The sequence below is a fragment of the Alteromonas gracilis genome (assembly GCF_036870955.2).
GTDB classification, from domain to species: domain Bacteria; phylum Pseudomonadota; class Gammaproteobacteria; order Enterobacterales; family Alteromonadaceae; genus Alteromonas; species Alteromonas gracilis_A.
The window spans coordinates 1,317,801-1,334,872 of sequence record NZ_CP145482.2 but is presented as its reverse complement, the minus strand read 5'-3'; the positions used below and the strand labels follow the sequence as shown (position 1 = coordinate 1,334,872).

12 protein-coding genes and 3 pseudogenes are annotated in these 17,072 nt (G+C 44.7%); 12 read left to right on the top strand and 3 right to left on the bottom strand.

Annotation, left to right across the window (positions count from 1 at the left end):
* The first annotated feature begins 121 nt into the window (after window positions 1-121).
* Window positions 122-298 (top strand): hypothetical protein, encoded by a 177-nt coding sequence (locus V6N89_RS06390; RefSeq protein ID WP_346993552.1) that lies wholly within the window; start codon window positions 122-124, stop codon window positions 296-298.
* A gap of 82 nt (window positions 299-380) precedes the next feature.
* On the opposite strand, the gene V6N89_RS06385 is transcribed toward V6N89_RS06390, so the two are convergent.
* The 3 genes and pseudogenes from V6N89_RS06385 to fadI all read right to left on the bottom strand — a co-directional run bounded on the left by V6N89_RS06385 (window position 381) and on the right by fadI (window position 4,255).
* Complete coding sequence (locus V6N89_RS06385) at window positions 381-578, bottom strand: hypothetical protein (RefSeq protein WP_338516857.1); 198 nt, start codon at window positions 576-578, stop codon at window positions 381-383.
* A 207-nt stretch (window positions 579-785) separates the two neighbouring features.
* Window positions 786-2,924, bottom strand: a complete 2,139-nt coding sequence (gene fadJ / locus V6N89_RS06380) for a fatty acid oxidation complex subunit alpha FadJ (RefSeq protein WP_338516856.1) — start codon at window positions 2,922-2,924, stop codon at window positions 786-788.
* 19 nt (window positions 2,925-2,943) lie between these two features.
* Window positions 2,944-4,255: pseudogene (fadI, locus tag V6N89_RS06375) on the bottom strand (acetyl-CoA C-acyltransferase FadI).
* Window positions 4,256-4,656: 401 nt separating this feature from the next.
* Here fadI and V6N89_RS06370 point away from each other — a divergent pair.
* The 11 genes and pseudogenes from V6N89_RS06370 (at window position 4,657) to V6N89_RS06325 (ending at window position 17,060) form a co-directional block, all read left to right on the top strand.
* Complete coding sequence (locus tag V6N89_RS06370) at window positions 4,657-5,613, top strand: AAA family ATPase (protein WP_338516855.1); 957 nt, start codon at window positions 4,657-4,659, stop codon at window positions 5,611-5,613.
* Between the two features lie 3 nt (window positions 5,614-5,616).
* Window positions 5,617-6,578 (top strand): annotated as a pseudogene (locus V6N89_RS06365) (DUF58 domain-containing protein).
* Window positions 6,578-6,922 (top strand): DUF4381 domain-containing protein, encoded by a 345-nt coding sequence (locus V6N89_RS06360; RefSeq protein WP_338516853.1) that lies wholly within the window; start codon window positions 6,578-6,580, stop codon window positions 6,920-6,922. Before V6N89_RS06365 ends, V6N89_RS06360 begins: the two are co-directional and overlap by 1 nt.
* Window positions 6,843-7,166, top strand: a complete 324-nt coding sequence (locus V6N89_RS21705) for a DUF4381 domain-containing protein (protein ID WP_431189770.1) — start codon at window positions 6,843-6,845, stop codon at window positions 7,164-7,166. The genes V6N89_RS06360 and V6N89_RS21705 overlap by 80 nt, the downstream gene beginning before the upstream one ends.
* Window positions 7,159-8,203: pseudogene (locus tag V6N89_RS06355) on the top strand (vWA domain-containing protein). Before V6N89_RS21705 ends, V6N89_RS06355 begins: the two are co-directional and overlap by 8 nt.
* A complete protein-coding gene (locus tag V6N89_RS06350) occupies window positions 8,200-10,176 on the top strand; it encodes a VWA domain-containing protein (protein WP_346993551.1) in 1,977 nt (658 codons plus the stop codon). Before V6N89_RS06355 ends, V6N89_RS06350 begins: the two are co-directional and overlap by 4 nt.
* The gene (locus tag V6N89_RS06345) at window positions 10,177-11,991 is read left to right on the top strand and encodes a BatD family protein (RefSeq protein ID WP_346993550.1); all 1,815 of its coding nucleotides are present in this window, start codon (window positions 10,177-10,179) and stop codon (window positions 11,989-11,991) included.
* Between the two features lie 125 nt (window positions 11,992-12,116).
* Window positions 12,117-13,970, top strand: coding sequence for a DUF885 domain-containing protein (locus V6N89_RS06340; RefSeq protein ID WP_346993549.1), 1,854 nt, complete (start codon window positions 12,117-12,119; stop codon window positions 13,968-13,970).
* Window positions 13,971-14,076: 106 nt separating this feature from the next.
* Window positions 14,077-14,634, top strand: coding sequence for a sigma-70 family RNA polymerase sigma factor (locus V6N89_RS06335; protein WP_338516848.1), 558 nt, complete (start codon window positions 14,077-14,079; stop codon window positions 14,632-14,634).
* The gene (locus tag V6N89_RS06330; RefSeq protein WP_338516847.1) at window positions 14,627-15,331 is read left to right on the top strand and encodes a DUF3379 family protein; all 705 of its coding nucleotides are present in this window, start codon (window positions 14,627-14,629) and stop codon (window positions 15,329-15,331) included. Before V6N89_RS06335 ends, V6N89_RS06330 begins: the two co-directional genes overlap by 8 nt.
* A 214-nt stretch (window positions 15,332-15,545) precedes the next feature.
* Complete coding sequence (locus tag V6N89_RS06325) at window positions 15,546-17,060, top strand: hypothetical protein (RefSeq protein ID WP_338516846.1); 1,515 nt, start codon at window positions 15,546-15,548, stop codon at window positions 17,058-17,060.
* The last annotated feature ends 12 nt before the right edge of the window (window positions 17,061-17,072 follow it).

Genomic DNA, 17,072 nt, shown 5'->3' with positions numbered 1-17,072 from the left:
TAACCAATTGATTTTAAAGAATTTTTCAAAATTGGCATAGTAATAGCTTATACAAAGAACCGAATACAAAAATAATAGTTCGGTTTTGTTTGTTCGTTCAAAAAATTTAGAGGAAATTATTATGTTGAAAGAGTACGCGGTTGCACTAGTACTTTCTACCACAACTCCAGTAGCAGCAGATAAGCAAGAAGGTGCTAAACCTACAAGTGACTCTCAAAAAGAGACGGTGACCCAGCCACAAACAACACGCCCACAAACCGGCGCAGGCACTTGGGGTGGCGTTGGTGGCCGTCCTTAAACAACGAATTCTTTGAAAAGAGAGCTTGGCTCTCTTTTTTTATCTCGTGTATGCCGATGAAGCAAACGTCCTACCAGACGACCTAGGCAGCGATATAAAGGTTATTGAATCCCACAGCGTTGCGCCAGTGAATATGACGTGCGATAGAGAACATGGGAAGCAATGCAGGACCAAACACTAGCCCACCTAACGCCCATTTTTTTGCATGCATGCCCCACTTAAATGCTTCTACGTAAAAATACACAGAAAACAGTGCGCAAAGTACTACAAGTGAAAACATGACGCCTCCCGATACACAATATTGACGATAAAGCTTACCTTTTTGCAGTTACCACTGATAAGCCCATGATTGTAGTGACAACAAATTGACTCACTACATCAATTAACAGTCCGAAGTTTACTCATTACTGAACAATAAACCAGCAAAAATACACATTTGACATAAAAAAACCGGGCAAAGCCCGGCTTTTAACAATCTATTTACAGGTTAGTAAAATGATTGATCAGATTCTGCCATCTTAACTAATATGTCAGCTGGCGCAAATTTGTCACCAACCGCTGTCGAGAAGTGGTTTAATCTAGCGACCACATGCTTAACACCTAGCGTATCCATATAGCGGAATGGGCCACCTAAGAACGGCGGGAAACCAATGCCGAAAATAGCACCAATATCGCCGTCGCGGGCATTGCGAATTACGCCTTCATCTAGACAGCGCGCAGCTTCGTTAAGCATCATCAACACGCAACGCTCAGCAACCTCTTTTTCGCTAAGTTTTGCAGACGGTGATAACCCAAGAAGTTCGTAGATTGATTCATCGACTTCTTTACCCGGCTTTTTGCCCTCGTAGGAATAAAACCCTTTCTGGTTTTTCTTGCCTTTACGACCATCTGCCAACACTTTGTCAAACGCACTTGGTGCAGTGAAACGGTCGCCAAATGCTTCTACAAGAAACGGGATAATCTTAGTACCAACATCAATACCCACTTCATCCAGAAGCTTCACAGGGCCCACAGGGAAGCCAAACTTGACCAAAGACTTATCGATGTGCTGAATTGGCTCACCGTCAAGAATAAGGTTAGCTGCTTCATTCATGTAAGGCGCTAAAATACGGTTTACATAAAAACCTGCGCCGTCTTTAACAACAATAAGCGTCTTACCCTGTTTTTTAGCAAATTCAACAGTAGACGAAATGACTTGGTCAGAGGTTTTATCATGAGCAATAACTTCAGCCAGCGGCATTTTGTCTACTGGAGAGAAGTAATGTAGACCAATCACATTCTCAGGTCGCGCTGCTTTAGCTGCAATTTGAGTAATTGGAATAGACGAAGTATTTGATGCGAAGATTGTGTTCTCTTTGCAGTTTTCTTCAATATCCGACACCATTTTCTGCTTAAGATCTAGATCTTCAAAAACCGCCTCAACCACAATATCAGCGTCTTGATAGCCGCTGTAATCAAGGGTACCGGTAAGAAGCGCTAACTGCTTTTGCATTTCACTATTGCGCATGAAACGCTTTTTCACCTTTTTATTCAAGATGTCATAGCTATATTTCATTGCGTTGGCGATACCTTCAGCACGCACGTCTTTTATACGTACAGGCACACCTGCTTTAGTTGACGTCACATAGGCAATACCACCGCCCATTAAGCCGCCACCAAGCACACCTACCTTCTTCATTTTTTCTGGTTTAACACCTTCTACGCCATTCTCTTTCTTCATTTCAGTTGTTGCGAAGAAGATTTGACGAAGTTGAAATGATTCAGGCGTCATAACAAGCTTACCAAAAGCTTCAGCTTCGGCTTTAAGCCCGGCTTTAATGCCTTCATTCATGCCAGTTTCAATGACATCAATGATGTAACCTGGTGCTGGGTAATTGCCTTTTGTTTTTGCAAACGTAGCTTCTCGGGCTTTTTTGAACAACATGCCACGACCAGGGCCTGTGTTTTCAAGCATCTTATTCATCACGCCTTTCTGCGGCGATTCACGATCTGGTTTGCGCTTCAGCGCAAATTGCTCTGCAACCTTTAGCAAGACACTTTGCGGCACTACATCGTCAACAATACCGTACTTCTTCGCTTGTTTTGCTCTTGCTGGCGAGCCAGTAAGCATCATTTTCATTGCTTGCTGAATACCGATTAGACGAGGAAGGCGCTGTGTTCCGCCACTTCCTGGTAACAAACCAAGCTGCACCTCTGGTAAGCCTACCTGTGTGCTTGGTGAATCAGTACATACGCGATAGTGACACGCTAGCGCAAGCTCTAAACCACCGCCTAATGCAGGACCGTGAATTGCAGCAACGAAAGTGGCCTTCATATTTTCAATTCTATCGAAAATAGCCTGGCCACCAGCCGCAATTGTTGTTGCATCTTCAGCAGTTTTACACGCAGCAAGCATGGTAATATCTGCCCCCGCTACAAATGAGCTTGGCTTACCACTTGTAAGCACGACACCTTTAATGCTGTTGTCGCTTTCAATGTCGTCAAGCATGGTAGAAATTTCATCACCAAACTCTGCTTTTAGCGTATTCATGCTTTCACCAGGTACGTCCATGCTAAGAATAGCTACGCCATTATCTTGCTTCGTTAACGTAAATGCACCTGATGTTGGCTGAACTTCATTTGTCATTTCTTGTTCCTGACTCATCTTATTCTGTCTCCACAATCATTGCGGCACCAAGACCACCAGCAGCACAAGCCGTTAATAGACCCGTACCACCGCCACGGCGATTCAGTTCGTTAAGCATTTGCGTAATCATACGCGTACCTATTGCAGCAAACGGGTGGCCGTAGGCAATTGAACTGCCCATTACATTGAACTTGTCCATATCAATTTCGCCCGTCGCTTTATCACGGCCCAATTTTTCTTTGGCGAACTTATCACTCGCAAACATCTTCACGTTAGCTAGCGTCTGCGCGGCGAACGCTTCGTGCATCTCGATAAGTGTTAAGTCATTTAACGTCATACCCGCACGGTCTAGCGCGATAGGTGTGGCGTACGACGGCCCCATTAGCATGTCTTCCCATACATCAATTGCTGAGAACGCGTAACTCTTAATGTAGCCTAGTGGCGTGTAACCCAACTCTTTTGCTCGGCTTTCTGTCATCATAAGTACCGCAGAAGCGCCATCGGTAAGCGGAGTAGCGTTTGCCGCTGTTACTGAGCCGTATTTTTTGTCAAATACAGGACGAAGTTTTGCGTAACCTTCAAGCTTTGAATCAAAACGTACGTTGTTATCGCGCTCAAGTGCTCCTTTGTACGGTTCTGCGTAGGCGGTCATCACTTCACTAGCCAGTTTGCTTGGCTTCCCAGCTTTCTGCTGCTAGGCTGTGCGAGCGATGTGCAAGTTTGTCTTGTTCTTCACGAGAAATTTGGTGTGTTTTTGCCATTTGCTCTGCAGTTTGTCCCATCGACAAACCTGTAGAATATTCAGCCACCGCAGGAGGAACTGGCGCAAGATCTTTTAAGCTTAAACGCTTGAAGATATTGAGCTTTTGGCCAAGGGTTTTGGTTTTTTGCAAATCAACAAGCGCGCGAGCCAGGTTCTTTGAAACACCAATAGGTGATACTGAAGTCGAGTCTGCACCACCAGCGATACCTACTTGAACCGTACCCGCCATCATGCTCTCAGCAATATTAACGGTAGACTGGAAACTCGTCGCACATGCGCGAGATACGCTGTAAGCGTCAGTATGAATGTTCATGCCCGTGCCAAGCACGATTTCGCGCGCGATGTTTGGCGCTTCTGGCATTTGCACTACCTGACCATAAACAACCTGATCAACCCATTCTTTTTGAACACCATGGCGAACGAGAAGTTCGTTTACGACCATTTTGCCTAAATCAACAGCCGGAACACCGTGGAAATATGTCGCCATTTTCGCAAACGGAGTACGCAACCCCGCGACAATGGCGATGCGATCACCCTCTCGGGTAGTAACTGATTGTTTTGTTGCCATAATGCACCTAAATTAATGACCAACTTCACTTTAAGCTGTATGCTCACGAAGTGGTCTGACCTGTAATACACCCGATTTTTACAAACAATGAACAAAATAGCAAATAATGCCGGGTTGATGTCAGGATAAATGTAATATTTATTGTGTGAATTATACGTAGAAGCAAATATTTAGTGCATTGCTGCACTACATCGCACATTTATCGCATTTAAACGACTTGAAGAAAGATAGAATGAACCTTATATGGAAATCATAGTCTGTTTTGTGTCATTCTGACCGGTATTTTTGAAAGCTCAGTAAGAGACTTTCCTGTACTAACGTCTGAATAACAATTTTTCTGGCGTTAGCACCGTTAAACTGACACTTCCCTAATAACGAGAACTCAAACGGAATTTTGCATCATGGCAGCAGAGCAGTTTCAGCAGTTACATGCTTACTTAGACCAACAAATTATTGGTCAGCACGCGCTAACAAAAAGTCTTCTTATTGCGCTACTTGCGGACGGGCACCTTCTCGTAGAAGGTCCACCGGGGCTCGCTAAAACACGTGCTATCAATGCCCTTGCTAATGGCGTTGATGGCGATTTCCATCGCGTACAGTTTACTCCTGACTTGCTACCCGCTGATTTGACGGGCACAGATATCTACAGACCAGAAACTGGCGAGTTTGTTTTCCAAAAAGGGCCTTTATTTCACAATCTTGTTCTTGCTGATGAAATCAACAGAGCCCCCGCGAAGGTACAATCTGCATTACTTGAAGCGATGGCAGAGAGGCAAATAACCGTAGGAAGTAAAACCTATCCGCTCCCTCCACTATTTTTGGTCATGGCAACGCAAAACCCTCTTGAGCAAGAAGGCACTTATCCACTTCCAGAAGCACAACTCGATAGATTTTTAATGCATGTTGATATCGACTATCCCGGTGCCGAAACCGAACTTGAGATTCTGCGTTTAACTCGAGGTGAAGCCTTATCGCAACCTCCAGTGACACCACCTACGCTAACGCAACAAGATATTTTTGCTTCGCGCAAAGAGGCGTTATCGCTACACATGGCTCCTGAGCTAGAGCACTATCTTGTGCAGCTTATTATTGCGACAAGGCAACCAGAGAAGTTTGATACCAACCTAGCGCAGTGGATTGCAATGGGGACCAGTCCTCGTGCCACAATCAGTTTAGATAGATGCGCGCGAGCGCATGCTTGGCTAAGCGGAAGAGACTTTGTGGGACCAGACGATATTCAGGCTGTAGTGCATAATGTCTTGCGTCATCGCATTATCTTGTCTTATCAAGCAGAAGCTGAAGGCATCACGGTTAATGACGTTTTAGATAAGATTGTTGCCACTGTTGCAGTACCGTAGACCATGACAAATGTTCAAGCACAGCTTCAGAAGTTGCTGAGCGACGGGGTTAATTTATCAACGGGCGAGTTATTACGTTATCAACAACTCGCGAAGCTTTTTAGTCTTGCGCCCAAGCGCCCCCTCAAGCTCGGCTCGCCGGAAGCTATCTAACTAAGCACAAAGGCCGGGGTATGGAATTTGACGAAGCTCGTCATTACCAGCCCGGCGACGATATTCGAGCCATTGATTGGCGCGTAACCGCGCGTACGGGTAAAACCCACACCAAAGTGTACAGAGAAGAACGTGAACGTCCTGTCTTTTTGTTTTGTGACTATTTACCTTCAATGGCGTTTGGCACTCAGCTGCTGACAAAAGCCGTGCAGGCTGCACATGTTTCATCGCTCATTAGCTGGTCGGCTGCAGCAAGAGGCGATAAAGTTGGCGCGCTTATTTTTAACGCCAATCAGCACAAGGAAATAAAACCACTGACGCGAAAGAAAGCGGTGCTTCGTGTTTGTCATGAACTGCTAGAATTACACGGCCAAAGTCAGATACAACAACCAAATAGCAACGATGATAAACAAGCATTTGCCGATGCATGCGCTAGAGCACGCCGCTTGGCACGACCTGGTAGCTTGGTATATTTGGTTTCAGATTTTCAGCATTTGAGCCCTCAAGCGATAGGACACCTAAATCATTTAACGCGCCACTGTGAGGTGAGAGCAGTGGTTATCAATGATCCCATTGAGCACACATTGCCTCGAATGACTAATACGCAACCCGTTAGTGTATCTGATGGCGTAAACCAACAGCAGTGGATCTTGGGTGATGCGAGAGAACATGAGGTTTACCGTCAATGGCGAGAGGATGAAAATCACTATATTAGTGAGACACTCAAGGTTAACAATATTTCTCGCTATTCTGTATCAGCAGGTGTGCCACTCGATGAGCAGCTCCAAAGTATGCAGAGGGAACAGTTATAATGCAGGTAAAAGGACAAACTCCCATAAACACGCTCCAACAGGGGGGACTTCCTTCCTACACACCGCCACAAGTCGATCCTGTACAAGACCCACTCTCGCAGCTAAGGGATATTCATGTACCTAGTGAAGTTAACGTTTGGCCATTCGACTGGGGATGGTGGGTCCTGCTAGCGACGGCACTCTTTGCAACATTTGCGCTAATCAGGTGGATTGTGATTCAAAGACGCTTTAACAAACCGCGTAAACAAGCCCTCATATTGATAAATGATATTACCAATACACAGGATAACTGGCTTAGCTGCACTAAACGCTTTGTTAAAGCGCACAGCGCTGACGTATTGTAATGATGCCAGCATAGCAGGCCTTCATGGTAAGTTGTGGCACGCGTTCCTTTTAGACCACGTTGATAAGGGCAAGAAAGATATAGAAAAAGGTTTTGAGCTGCTTTCGAAAAATACTTATCAGCAAAAAACAAACGGTCAAGATTTCACATTGTGCTACCGCGCTGTAGAGCTATGGCTAAAGAACGCTAAATTGTCGGACATGAACAAGCTTAGCAAAGTGAACGTGGAGGCAGGCCATGCTTGAATTTTCGTGGTGGTGGGCATTTTTTGCGCTTCCGCTTCCCTTAATCATTCGATTTGTATTACCTAAAGCAAAGCAAACACCCCTAGCTTCGCTTAAAGTACCTAGCCTTCGCCCCGGCGATACCGCTGCAGAGTCGAGCACCTCGACAGGCAAACTTCCAATGTTGCTAAGCGCGCTAATCTGGATACTCCTCGTAACAGCGTCGGCCAGGCCGCAATGGCTTGGGGAGCCTGTTAGTATTCCCAACGAAGGGCGCGAAATGATGCTAGCCGTTGATTTGTCAGGCAGTATGAAAATAGACGATATGCAATTAAATGGAAGGCAAGTAAATCGTCTAACGATGACAAAGTCCGTTGTATATGACTTTATACAAAGACGTGTCGGTGACCGTATTGGACTTATTTTGTTTGCTGACACTGCATACGTTCAAGCTCCTCTGACTTACGACCGTGATACTGTAGCAACGTTACTTAGCGAGGCCGTTATTGGCTTGGTTGGTGAGCAAACCGCAATAGGTGATGCTATTGGACTTGCAGTTAAGCGTTTCAATGAACGAGATGAGTCAAATAATGTACTTATATTATTGACCGATGGCCAAAACACGGCAGGAAACATCACTCCAGAGCAGGCCAAAGAACTTGCAATAAACAAAGGCATTAAGGTTTACACAATTGGTGTTGGCGCTGATAAAATGTTGATACAGAGCTTTTTTGGTAGTAAGCAAGTCAACCCTTCTCAAGAACTCGACGAGGACATGCTGACGGATATTGCCGTAGCTACCGGGGGCAATATTTTAGAGCTCGCAATGCACAGGAGCTCGATGCCATCTATCAGCAGCTAGATCAGCTTGAACCGATAGAAGGTGAAACAAGGAAGATGCGTCCGCTAACGGCATTGTTTTATTTCCCCTAGCACTTGCGCTTCTGCTATCTGCACTTTGGACATTTGGCGCGTTAAGCGTAAAAGGGTTTCATGCATTAAAGCAACGAAAAAGTATAGACAAGAACAACACATCTACGGATGAGGTTATTCAATGATGGATTTTTTAACCTTACCCTCTTTATCACAATTAAGTGAATTTCATTTCTTGCGCCCCGTCTGGTTTATTGCGCTTATTCCACTTGCAATATTATGGCTCTGGCTCAAACGCACCAGCGCCAACCAGTCTGGTTGGCAGTCTGTCATACCTATGCATTTGTATCAGCACATGATCATAGGAAAAGCAGAAAAAGGTAAACGCCCTCCCCTCTGGCTGCTAAGTGTTGTGTGGCTATTATGCGTATTCTCACTAGCGGGCCCTACTTTTGAGCGACTACCTCAGCCTGTCTATCAACTTAAAGCGGGACATGTCATTGTATTAGATATGTCGCTATCTATGCGCGCAACTGATATGACCCCAGACCGACTAACCCGAGCAAAGTACAAGGCGATTGACCTGGTCAACGCCATTGGCGAGGGCGAAATGGGCCTTGTTGCCTATGCGGGTGACGCATTCGTTATTAGCCCTCTCACTGAGGATGCCGGTAACATAACGGCGTTGCTTCCTAGTTTATCACCGGAAATCATGCCAGTGCCGGGTAGCGATCCGTTGTTGGGTATTGAGAGTGCTGCGAGCTTGCTCAGCAATGCCGGTTATAACAACGGAATGATTTACTGGATAACAGACGGCATCGAATTTGACCAACAAAAAGAGCTTCAGGAATATGTCTCTTATCTTCCCTACACAGTGAACGCCCTGACTATCGGCACACGTCAAGGTGCACCTATTCGTCAGTTAAGCGGCGAACTGTTAAAAGACAGTTCTGGAAGTATTGTCATTCCAAAACTTAATAACAGCGCAGTAAGAGGTGTTGTGAAATCAAGTGGCGGCAGGTTCGAAACCTTTACTGCGAATGATGACGACATAAACGCGTTAGCTTCACTGTCTCTAGAGCAGAGAAACTCGTCTGAAGACAACGACGAAAACGCTAGCGAGGGAGATCAATGGAAGGAATTGGGCCCATACTTACTCCTCATGGTGTTACCTTTTGCAGCCATCGCGTTTAGGAAAGGCCTGCTTTTCGTACTATTTATCGGGCTATTGCTTCCCTTAACCACGCCGCCAGTTAACGCTCAGGAATCTCAACCAAACGCCATCACAGAGCAGTCAAACGCAAGCACGTCTGTACCTTGGTGGAAAAGACCATTCTTAAATGACGATCAAGAAGCATACTCGCATTTTACGAATGAACGTTTTGATGACGCTGCCGAGCAATTTGCTGATACCAATTGGAAAGCCTCAGCAATGTACAAGTCGGGTGACTACGAAAATGCACTAAGCGCATTTGAACACGGTAATGACGCTAACAGTCTGTACAACCAGGGAAATGCGCTAGCACGTCTCGGACGCTTTGAAGAGGCAATTGAGAAGTATGAAAACGCGCTTTCTCTCTCGCCTGATATGGAAGACGCAGCGGCAAATAAAGCGTTGATAGAATCACTGCTGGAGCAACAAAACCAGCAATCTGACGAACAGCAAAATAATAACGACGATAGCGGTGACTCGGATAATCAAAGCGAGCAGAGTCAAAATCAAGACGGCGAGTCGCAAAATCAATCTCAGAACGAGGGAGAGAGTGATCAAAACAATGCTGAGAGCCAACAGCAGAGTGACTCAAGTGACCCCAGCTTACCTCAAAATGAGCCCAGCGATAACACCCAAGACAGCCAAGACAGCCAAGAACAAAATGGGGAAAACCCGCAGGAAGACAGCGCCCCTAAAGATAAATCGGAAGAAAATAGTCAGTCCGCTAATGAACAAGAAGGCGAGCAAAACGCTGATGCACAACAGCAGGCTCTGCAGGGACAACAAGGCGAACTTACCGATGCCGAAAAAGAAGAGTTACAAAGAATGGAAAGCCTAATGCGTCGAGTTCCAGACGATCCTGCTTTTTTGCTCAAACGAAAAATGCAGTTAGAAGCTCAAAAACGTCAACGACAGCGCAAGCCATCAAACCGGAGTGATTGGTAGATGAAAGCATTATCACTATCTACATTATTTAGTTTAATTTTTGCTGTATTTAGTCAAGCGGTACAAGCCGATGTAAATTCTGTTGAAGCCACTATAGACCGAAACCCTGTCATGCTTGACGAAGCAATTAGGCTTACTGTGACGGCAGACGGAAGCGCCGAACGCGATGCTTTTGATAGCTCTCCTTTACTTAAAGATTTTGTGGTTGGTAGAACATCGGTAAGCAGTCAGACGTCCATCGTGAATTTTGACACCAAGCGAACTACGGTGTGGACGACTACCCTCTTTCCGCGAAAAGAAGGGTCCTTCACAATTCCGGCGTTAACTATCGAAGGAAAGCAAACCCGACCAATCGAGGTACAAGTTATCCCAGTGCAAGAACAAAGCAACGTTGCCAGGGACTATTTTGTCACCACAGAGATTGACACAAAAGAGGCATATTTAAACCAACAACTGCTTTATACAGTGAAGCTTTTTTTATCGAGTAATATTGAGCGCGGAAGCTTACAAGCGCCGCAGATGCCAAACGCTGAAATAAATCAGCTTGGCGAAGATAAACAATACACTGACATTATAAACGGCAGACGATATCAAATTATTGAACGCCAGTTTGCTGTGGTACCTCAGTCGTCTGGCGAATTCACCTTGCGCGGGCCTATATTTACTGGGGAAGTCATGGCTGCAAATACCAATCAGCGCTTTGGCTTTTTTAATCGAACACAGCAAATTAACCGCGTTGGTCCCGACATTACCGTCAATATCAAGCCTATCCCACAAGGTATTGATTATTCATGGCTCCCTTCTGAAATGGTAAGGGTTGATGAAGAATGGCCACAAGGGGATACCTTCGTTGTAGGTGAACCTGTGACGCGAATTGTTACGCTTACTGCATTGGGCGTTGTCGAAGAGCAGCTGCCCGATATTCCCGAGTTTTATCCGCCAAACTTTAAGCTGTATCCCGACCAATCGAATACGACAACCGTAGAGCGTGATCAAAATTTGATCTCGCAACGCCAAACCTCGCTTGCGATTATTCCAACGGAAGCTGGCACATTTGTACTTCCTGAGATAACTATTCCTTGGTTCAACACACTTACAGAACAAACCGAGTACGCCACGATTCCTGCACGCACAATTACAGTTAGCGCTACGCCGAACACAAAAGGTAACGGCATTACTGCGACAAACAGTGCGACTCAAGTACAACCCTCTTCAGGTGAGGGTACTGCGAATAACGAACAAGCCAATGCGGAAAACGCATCAGATAATTTAGCGTCAAATCAGGACAAAGTGACTGGTGCGCAAGGCGACACCTCACTATTTGACCACTCTTTACTTATGTGGTTGACGGCCATTTTGGCGGCTTTTTCTGTCGCTTCGCTGTTGGGTTGGTATGTGACGCATAAGAAACTTCAGCGCGTTTTGAAACATGGGCCATCGTCTATGGGCATTCAGATTACTTCTAAAAGTACTGACACCACCGAACAGGAAGCCTATTCGCAGCTTTTGAGCGTTGCGAAACAACACAACATAAAAGAACTTGATAACGCCCTACAACTGTGGCTATCCACGCTAAGCGGTGATCGACAGCGACGTGCTATGCCCGGTGATATTCCAGAATCCAAGAGAATTCAAGCTCCTATAGAAGAAATACATCGCTTGCGATTCTCTGCCACCGGTGGACCTTTAAATAACAACACAATAAAGCAACACATGACGTCGCTTATACATGCAGTAAAAGAGACTCGCAAAGAATGGCTTAGTAAGAATAAGTCACCGTCAAATACGTTATCTGACTTATATCCTGCGTCATAAGACGCAGGTATGTTGCATAGGACAAACAAGGTTCGTTATATAAAGGATTACTACTCTAAAGAAACTGCGCACAAAAGATCCGTATCTTTAATTAAGAACGCAGTAAAACGCAAAGGGAAAACGTAATGAAAAAAACACTCTTAACGCTCACGCCTATAGCCCTTGCTGTAAGTGTTCTATCTGCTTGTACGCCATCAAGCAATAACACTGAGCAACGCACAGGCGAAGTCAAAGTAGAGCAAGCCTCGACGCAATCTGAATCAGAAAGGCTGCAGGCGTTTTTTGAGCAAACATTTGAAGAAGATTTGAAACGTTCACCATTGTTCCAAAGTTACCTAGGAAAAAAATGGGACTACGATAAATGGGACGATATTAGTGACGAAGAGGCTGACGAACGTGTTGCCATCTCAAAAAACCGCCTTGAGACGCTAGAAGGCTTTGATACGGCAAAACTGAATGAACAAGAGAAGCTCAGCTTAAGACTTTACAAGCTGGGCATTGAGCGAGACTTGGCAAATGAAGCGTTTCGTCATCACCGATATATCGTCCATCAATTTCGAGCGGCACATACCCAAGTTCCCAGCTTCTTAATTAACATCCATAGGGTCACAAGCAAAGAAGATGCAAAGGCCTATATTGGACGGTTAGACAATGTGAGTACCTATTTTGATCAAGTTGTTGAGCAAATGAAAGTACGTGAAAAGCTCGGCGTTTTTCCGCCTGCATGGGCATATGATCAAATGATTGATGCCTCTCAAAATGTGATTAGCGGCGCACCTTTTGATAATAGCGAGTCGCCTTCTACCATTTGGGAAGATTTTCAAAACAAAGTTGCCAGCCTAGATTTGGAGGACGCAGAAAAAGAAACCCTCCTTGGCGAAGCAAAAGCGGCCTTAGTCACGTCTGTCAAACCCGCCTACGAAAAACTCATTGCTGAGTTAGCCCATCAACGGGAAGTTACGCCAGAAGGCGACGGTGTCTGGCGTTTGCCTGACGGTGACAAATGGTATCAAAATAGATTGAATTGGTTTACGACAACCGAACTCACCGCGGATGAAGTACATCAAATTGGTTTAGACAATGTTGAACGTATACATAATGCTATGCGTGCTATTATGGAAAAAGTTGGTTTTAAGGGCACGCTTCAAGAGTTTTTCGTATTCATGCGCGAAGACGATCAGTTCTATCTTCCCTCTACAGATGCGGGACGCCAACAATATCTTGATGAAGCAAAGAAAGCGATTGACGAGATGAGAGAAGCTATTCCGGATTATTTCGGAATTTTGCCTGAAGCCCCTATGATTGTTAAACGCGTAGAAGCATTCAGAGAGCAGTCAGCCGGAAAAGCGTTTTATCAGAGTCCAGCGCAAGACGGCAGTCGTCCAGGGATCTACTACGCTAATCTATATGATATGAAGGCGATGCCTACCTACCAATTAGAAGCACTGGCTTACCATGAGGGGATCCCTGGTCATCACATGCAGCGCACCATTGCGCAGGAATTAGAAGGCGTGCCTCAGTTTCAAAAATTCCTAAGTTTTACCGCTTATACAGAAGGTTGGGGGTTGTATACAGAAGAGCTAGCAAAAGACATGGGCTTTTACCAAAACCCCTACTCTGATTTTGGTCGCTTAGCTATGGAACTATGGCGAGCTTGCCGCCTAGTGGTTGATACAGGGATACACAGCAAAAAATGGTCAAGAGAAGAAGCGGTTGACTATTTAGTGCAAAATACACCTAACCCGCAATATGATGCGCAAAAAGCCATTGAGCGCTATATCGCTATGCCAGGTCAAGCGACAGCCTACATGATAGGTAAACTAAAAATCATGGAGCTTCGTGAAAACGCCATGGCTGAACTAGGTGATAATTTCGACTGGAAAGGCTTTCACGATGAAATTCTAAAATATGGACCGGTACCACTTTCCATTTTAGAAGAGAACATAAATACGTGGGTTAAGGCGCAAAAAGCGATGTAGCCGGGGCTATACGCTCTAACAAACTTTTAAAAACGCGCCTTTGGGATAACGAAATGGCGCGTTTTTTGTATCATAGTGAAAAAAGAACGTTTTTTTGGATTTTTTTATGTTTGCGCGAAATAAAACCGATAATGCGCAGGTCTTATCGGGTATGAAAGCAAAACATCAAAGATATGAAGCATTAGTAAAGGCATTTCACGCCGATATATATCGCTATGCCTACTGGTTAGTTAAAGACCAAAGCGTAGCGGAAGATATTGTGCAAGAGACCTTTTTACGTGCTTGGCGCTCGCTTGACGCCCTTAATGACGAAAAAGCCGCAAAATCTTGGCTAATAACCATATTGCGTCGAGAGAACGCACGTCGTTTCGAACGAAAACAATTCGATACGGTGGATATAGACGATGTGAGTCTTCACGACGATACGCAGCAGGCTGACGGTGAAATTAAGGACCGTGAACTGCAGCGCTTGTTGGGAGGACTCAGCCTGGAATACAGAGAGCCTCTTATACTTCAATTGATTTTTGGATTTAGCGGTGAAGAAATTGCAAACCAATTGGGGCTCAACAAGAACACCGTGATGACGCGCTTATTTAGAGCGCGTAACCAATTGAAAGAGGCATTAGAGAAGCAAAATGAACAGAGAGGTCGTGTAAATGGATGAGTTAGAATTTAGGCGTCGCATTTACGCTGATCCAGAAACGACTGACAGTGATGTTGTAGAAGCCGCTAAAGCTGACGAGAGCAAGCGCAGTTTCTGGAATGAACAAAAGCAGTTAGATAAACAGATTAAACAAGCATTGAAAGTAGACGTGCCAGAGGATTTAGCAAGCAAACTAATTTGGCAACAGTCTGCAGATGAGTTTACGCGTTATAAGCGAAGAAGCCGCTGGTATTTAGCAATGGCAGCTTCGGTAGCGTTTACTGTTGGCATCGGTTTAACCATGTGGTATCACCAACCACTTAGTATTGGCGGTCAAGCACTCGCTCACATGCAGTATGCGGAAATGGAACACGCACATTCTTTGTTACCTGTTGACTTGAATATGGTTAATGCAAAGTTAGCTAGTTTTGGAGCCAGCTTCACTGATATGCTAGATGGCGTTGAAGTAGCAAACTATTGCCATTTAAGTACGGTAAGAAGCTTGCATCTTATAGTGGACACACCGCAGGGCAAAATGTCTGTATTTGTTGTACCTGAGCGCGGTGATATTAGCGTTCCTAGTGAGTTTGCTGACAAGCAATACCATGGAGAAAGCATAAAACTTGAACGAGCCAATATAATGATTGTTGGCGACAAAGGCGCAGATTTAACTGAAATGAAAGCTGAAGTAGTTAAACGAATTCAGTTTTCAGCCTAACCTAAAAGCGTGAGGGAACATCATTAGTTTCTTTGCATGCGTAACGAGTTTGTAAAGTGCATTGTTTACGCACTTCCCCTTCAATCGGCCCCTGTGGCCGATTTTTTTATAGCAAGAATTAACGTGAACAAAGGCACGATAAAACTTATACTCTATTTATAATATCTTCGCTTTTTCCGTCACGCTTTTCTGCAGTATAGAGGTTGCGTACACAATGACCCGTAGGTTCAAACGCCTTTTAGCAACGCCCTTGTTGGTTGCCGTTATCTTTAGTTTTACGTCACCGAGTATTCAAGGCGAAGACTTGTTTTCTGCGCCACCTAAGAGAATTCACAAGTATGCCAATCTATTGCATTCCGTAATATACGATTGGAATTACCCCTCGTCATTGTCTAATGACGACATTACACTGCAACTAGCGCAAAGCGGCATTCAACAAGATAAAACTTACCTGGGTATTATATTTCGTCATTTGATGGCGTTGAGCACGGCAGATGCAGGCGATCACGCTCGTATTCCCATTTATATTAAGTCACCATTACTTGATGCGCATTGGGATGCGCTTAAAGAAGCTGCACCGTCGACCTATGCTTATGCTTATGCCTACTACATCTACATTCGAGGCGTCATTGATTACAAAGGGTCTGGAAAAAGAGTAATAACAACCATTCCTGAGCTATTAAAGCTTAAAGCTAAACTGCTTAAAACTGGCGAAAAAAGCGCGGTTGCCATTGTCAGTATGTGGCTAGCGATGGAGTACATGGACACTGCGCCCCTTAAAGCTATCAGCGAGATTGAGTATGCATTGCCTCATGTGTCTGAAGGCTACGCAAGCAACCGATTAGAAAGTGAGCTTGATAAAGCAACGGCTTTGTCTTGGCTCTCAATGATGTACTACGAGCTAAACATTTCTAACAAAGCTTACGAGTTTGCCACCAAGTTGATTGGGACAAAGGAACGAAGTGGTTTGTTGAAAGCATGGGATTACACCATTGCAGTTAAGTCGGCTAGTAGTCTCAATGAATCAAGTACTGCTAAACGTCTTATTGAAAAAGCCAAAGCTAGTGCACTAGGAGACTCGCCAGTACAAATGTATATAGCGCTTGCGTTAGAGTTGTCTGTATTGCTTGACGAATATGCAAGTAGCGAAAAAAAGTCAGATAGGGAAAATAAAGAGATTGTAGCGATTACTAAAAAGCTACAGGAATTTGAACTTAATGACATTCCTCTTCAATTCACAGAGTTAAAACCCTTTAGTCAGGCAGTATATTCAGCGCTGTACGACAATGAAGAGAAGTTCACGGCAGCCGTTAAGGCATATAAAAATGCGACAAATAAACAGCAAGAAGCCATTGCATATACAAAACAGGCAACACTAAACAGCCTTTCTGGACTAAAAAATTTGTACTTGCTAAGAGGCGACTACGAAAAATCACATTATTATCAGAGGAAGTATAGTGAATCCCTTGTTGACTATAACTCAGAAAAATTTGGGTCGACAAACACACTTAGCACAAGCTCGATGTCAGAAGACATAGAGTTAGCCAGATATAGGCAAGCAGAGCTGCAAGCGTTGCGTAATGAAAAAATGGGGCTTACAGCCAGCATGTCGCAACTTGAAACAACCGTAGTAGCACTGATAATTACAATTTTCGGTATATTGTTATTGTGGCTATTGGTGGCCAGAAAGCAACATGACGCGCGCGCAGAATACGATTCATTGACCTAAGCGCGCTCACGC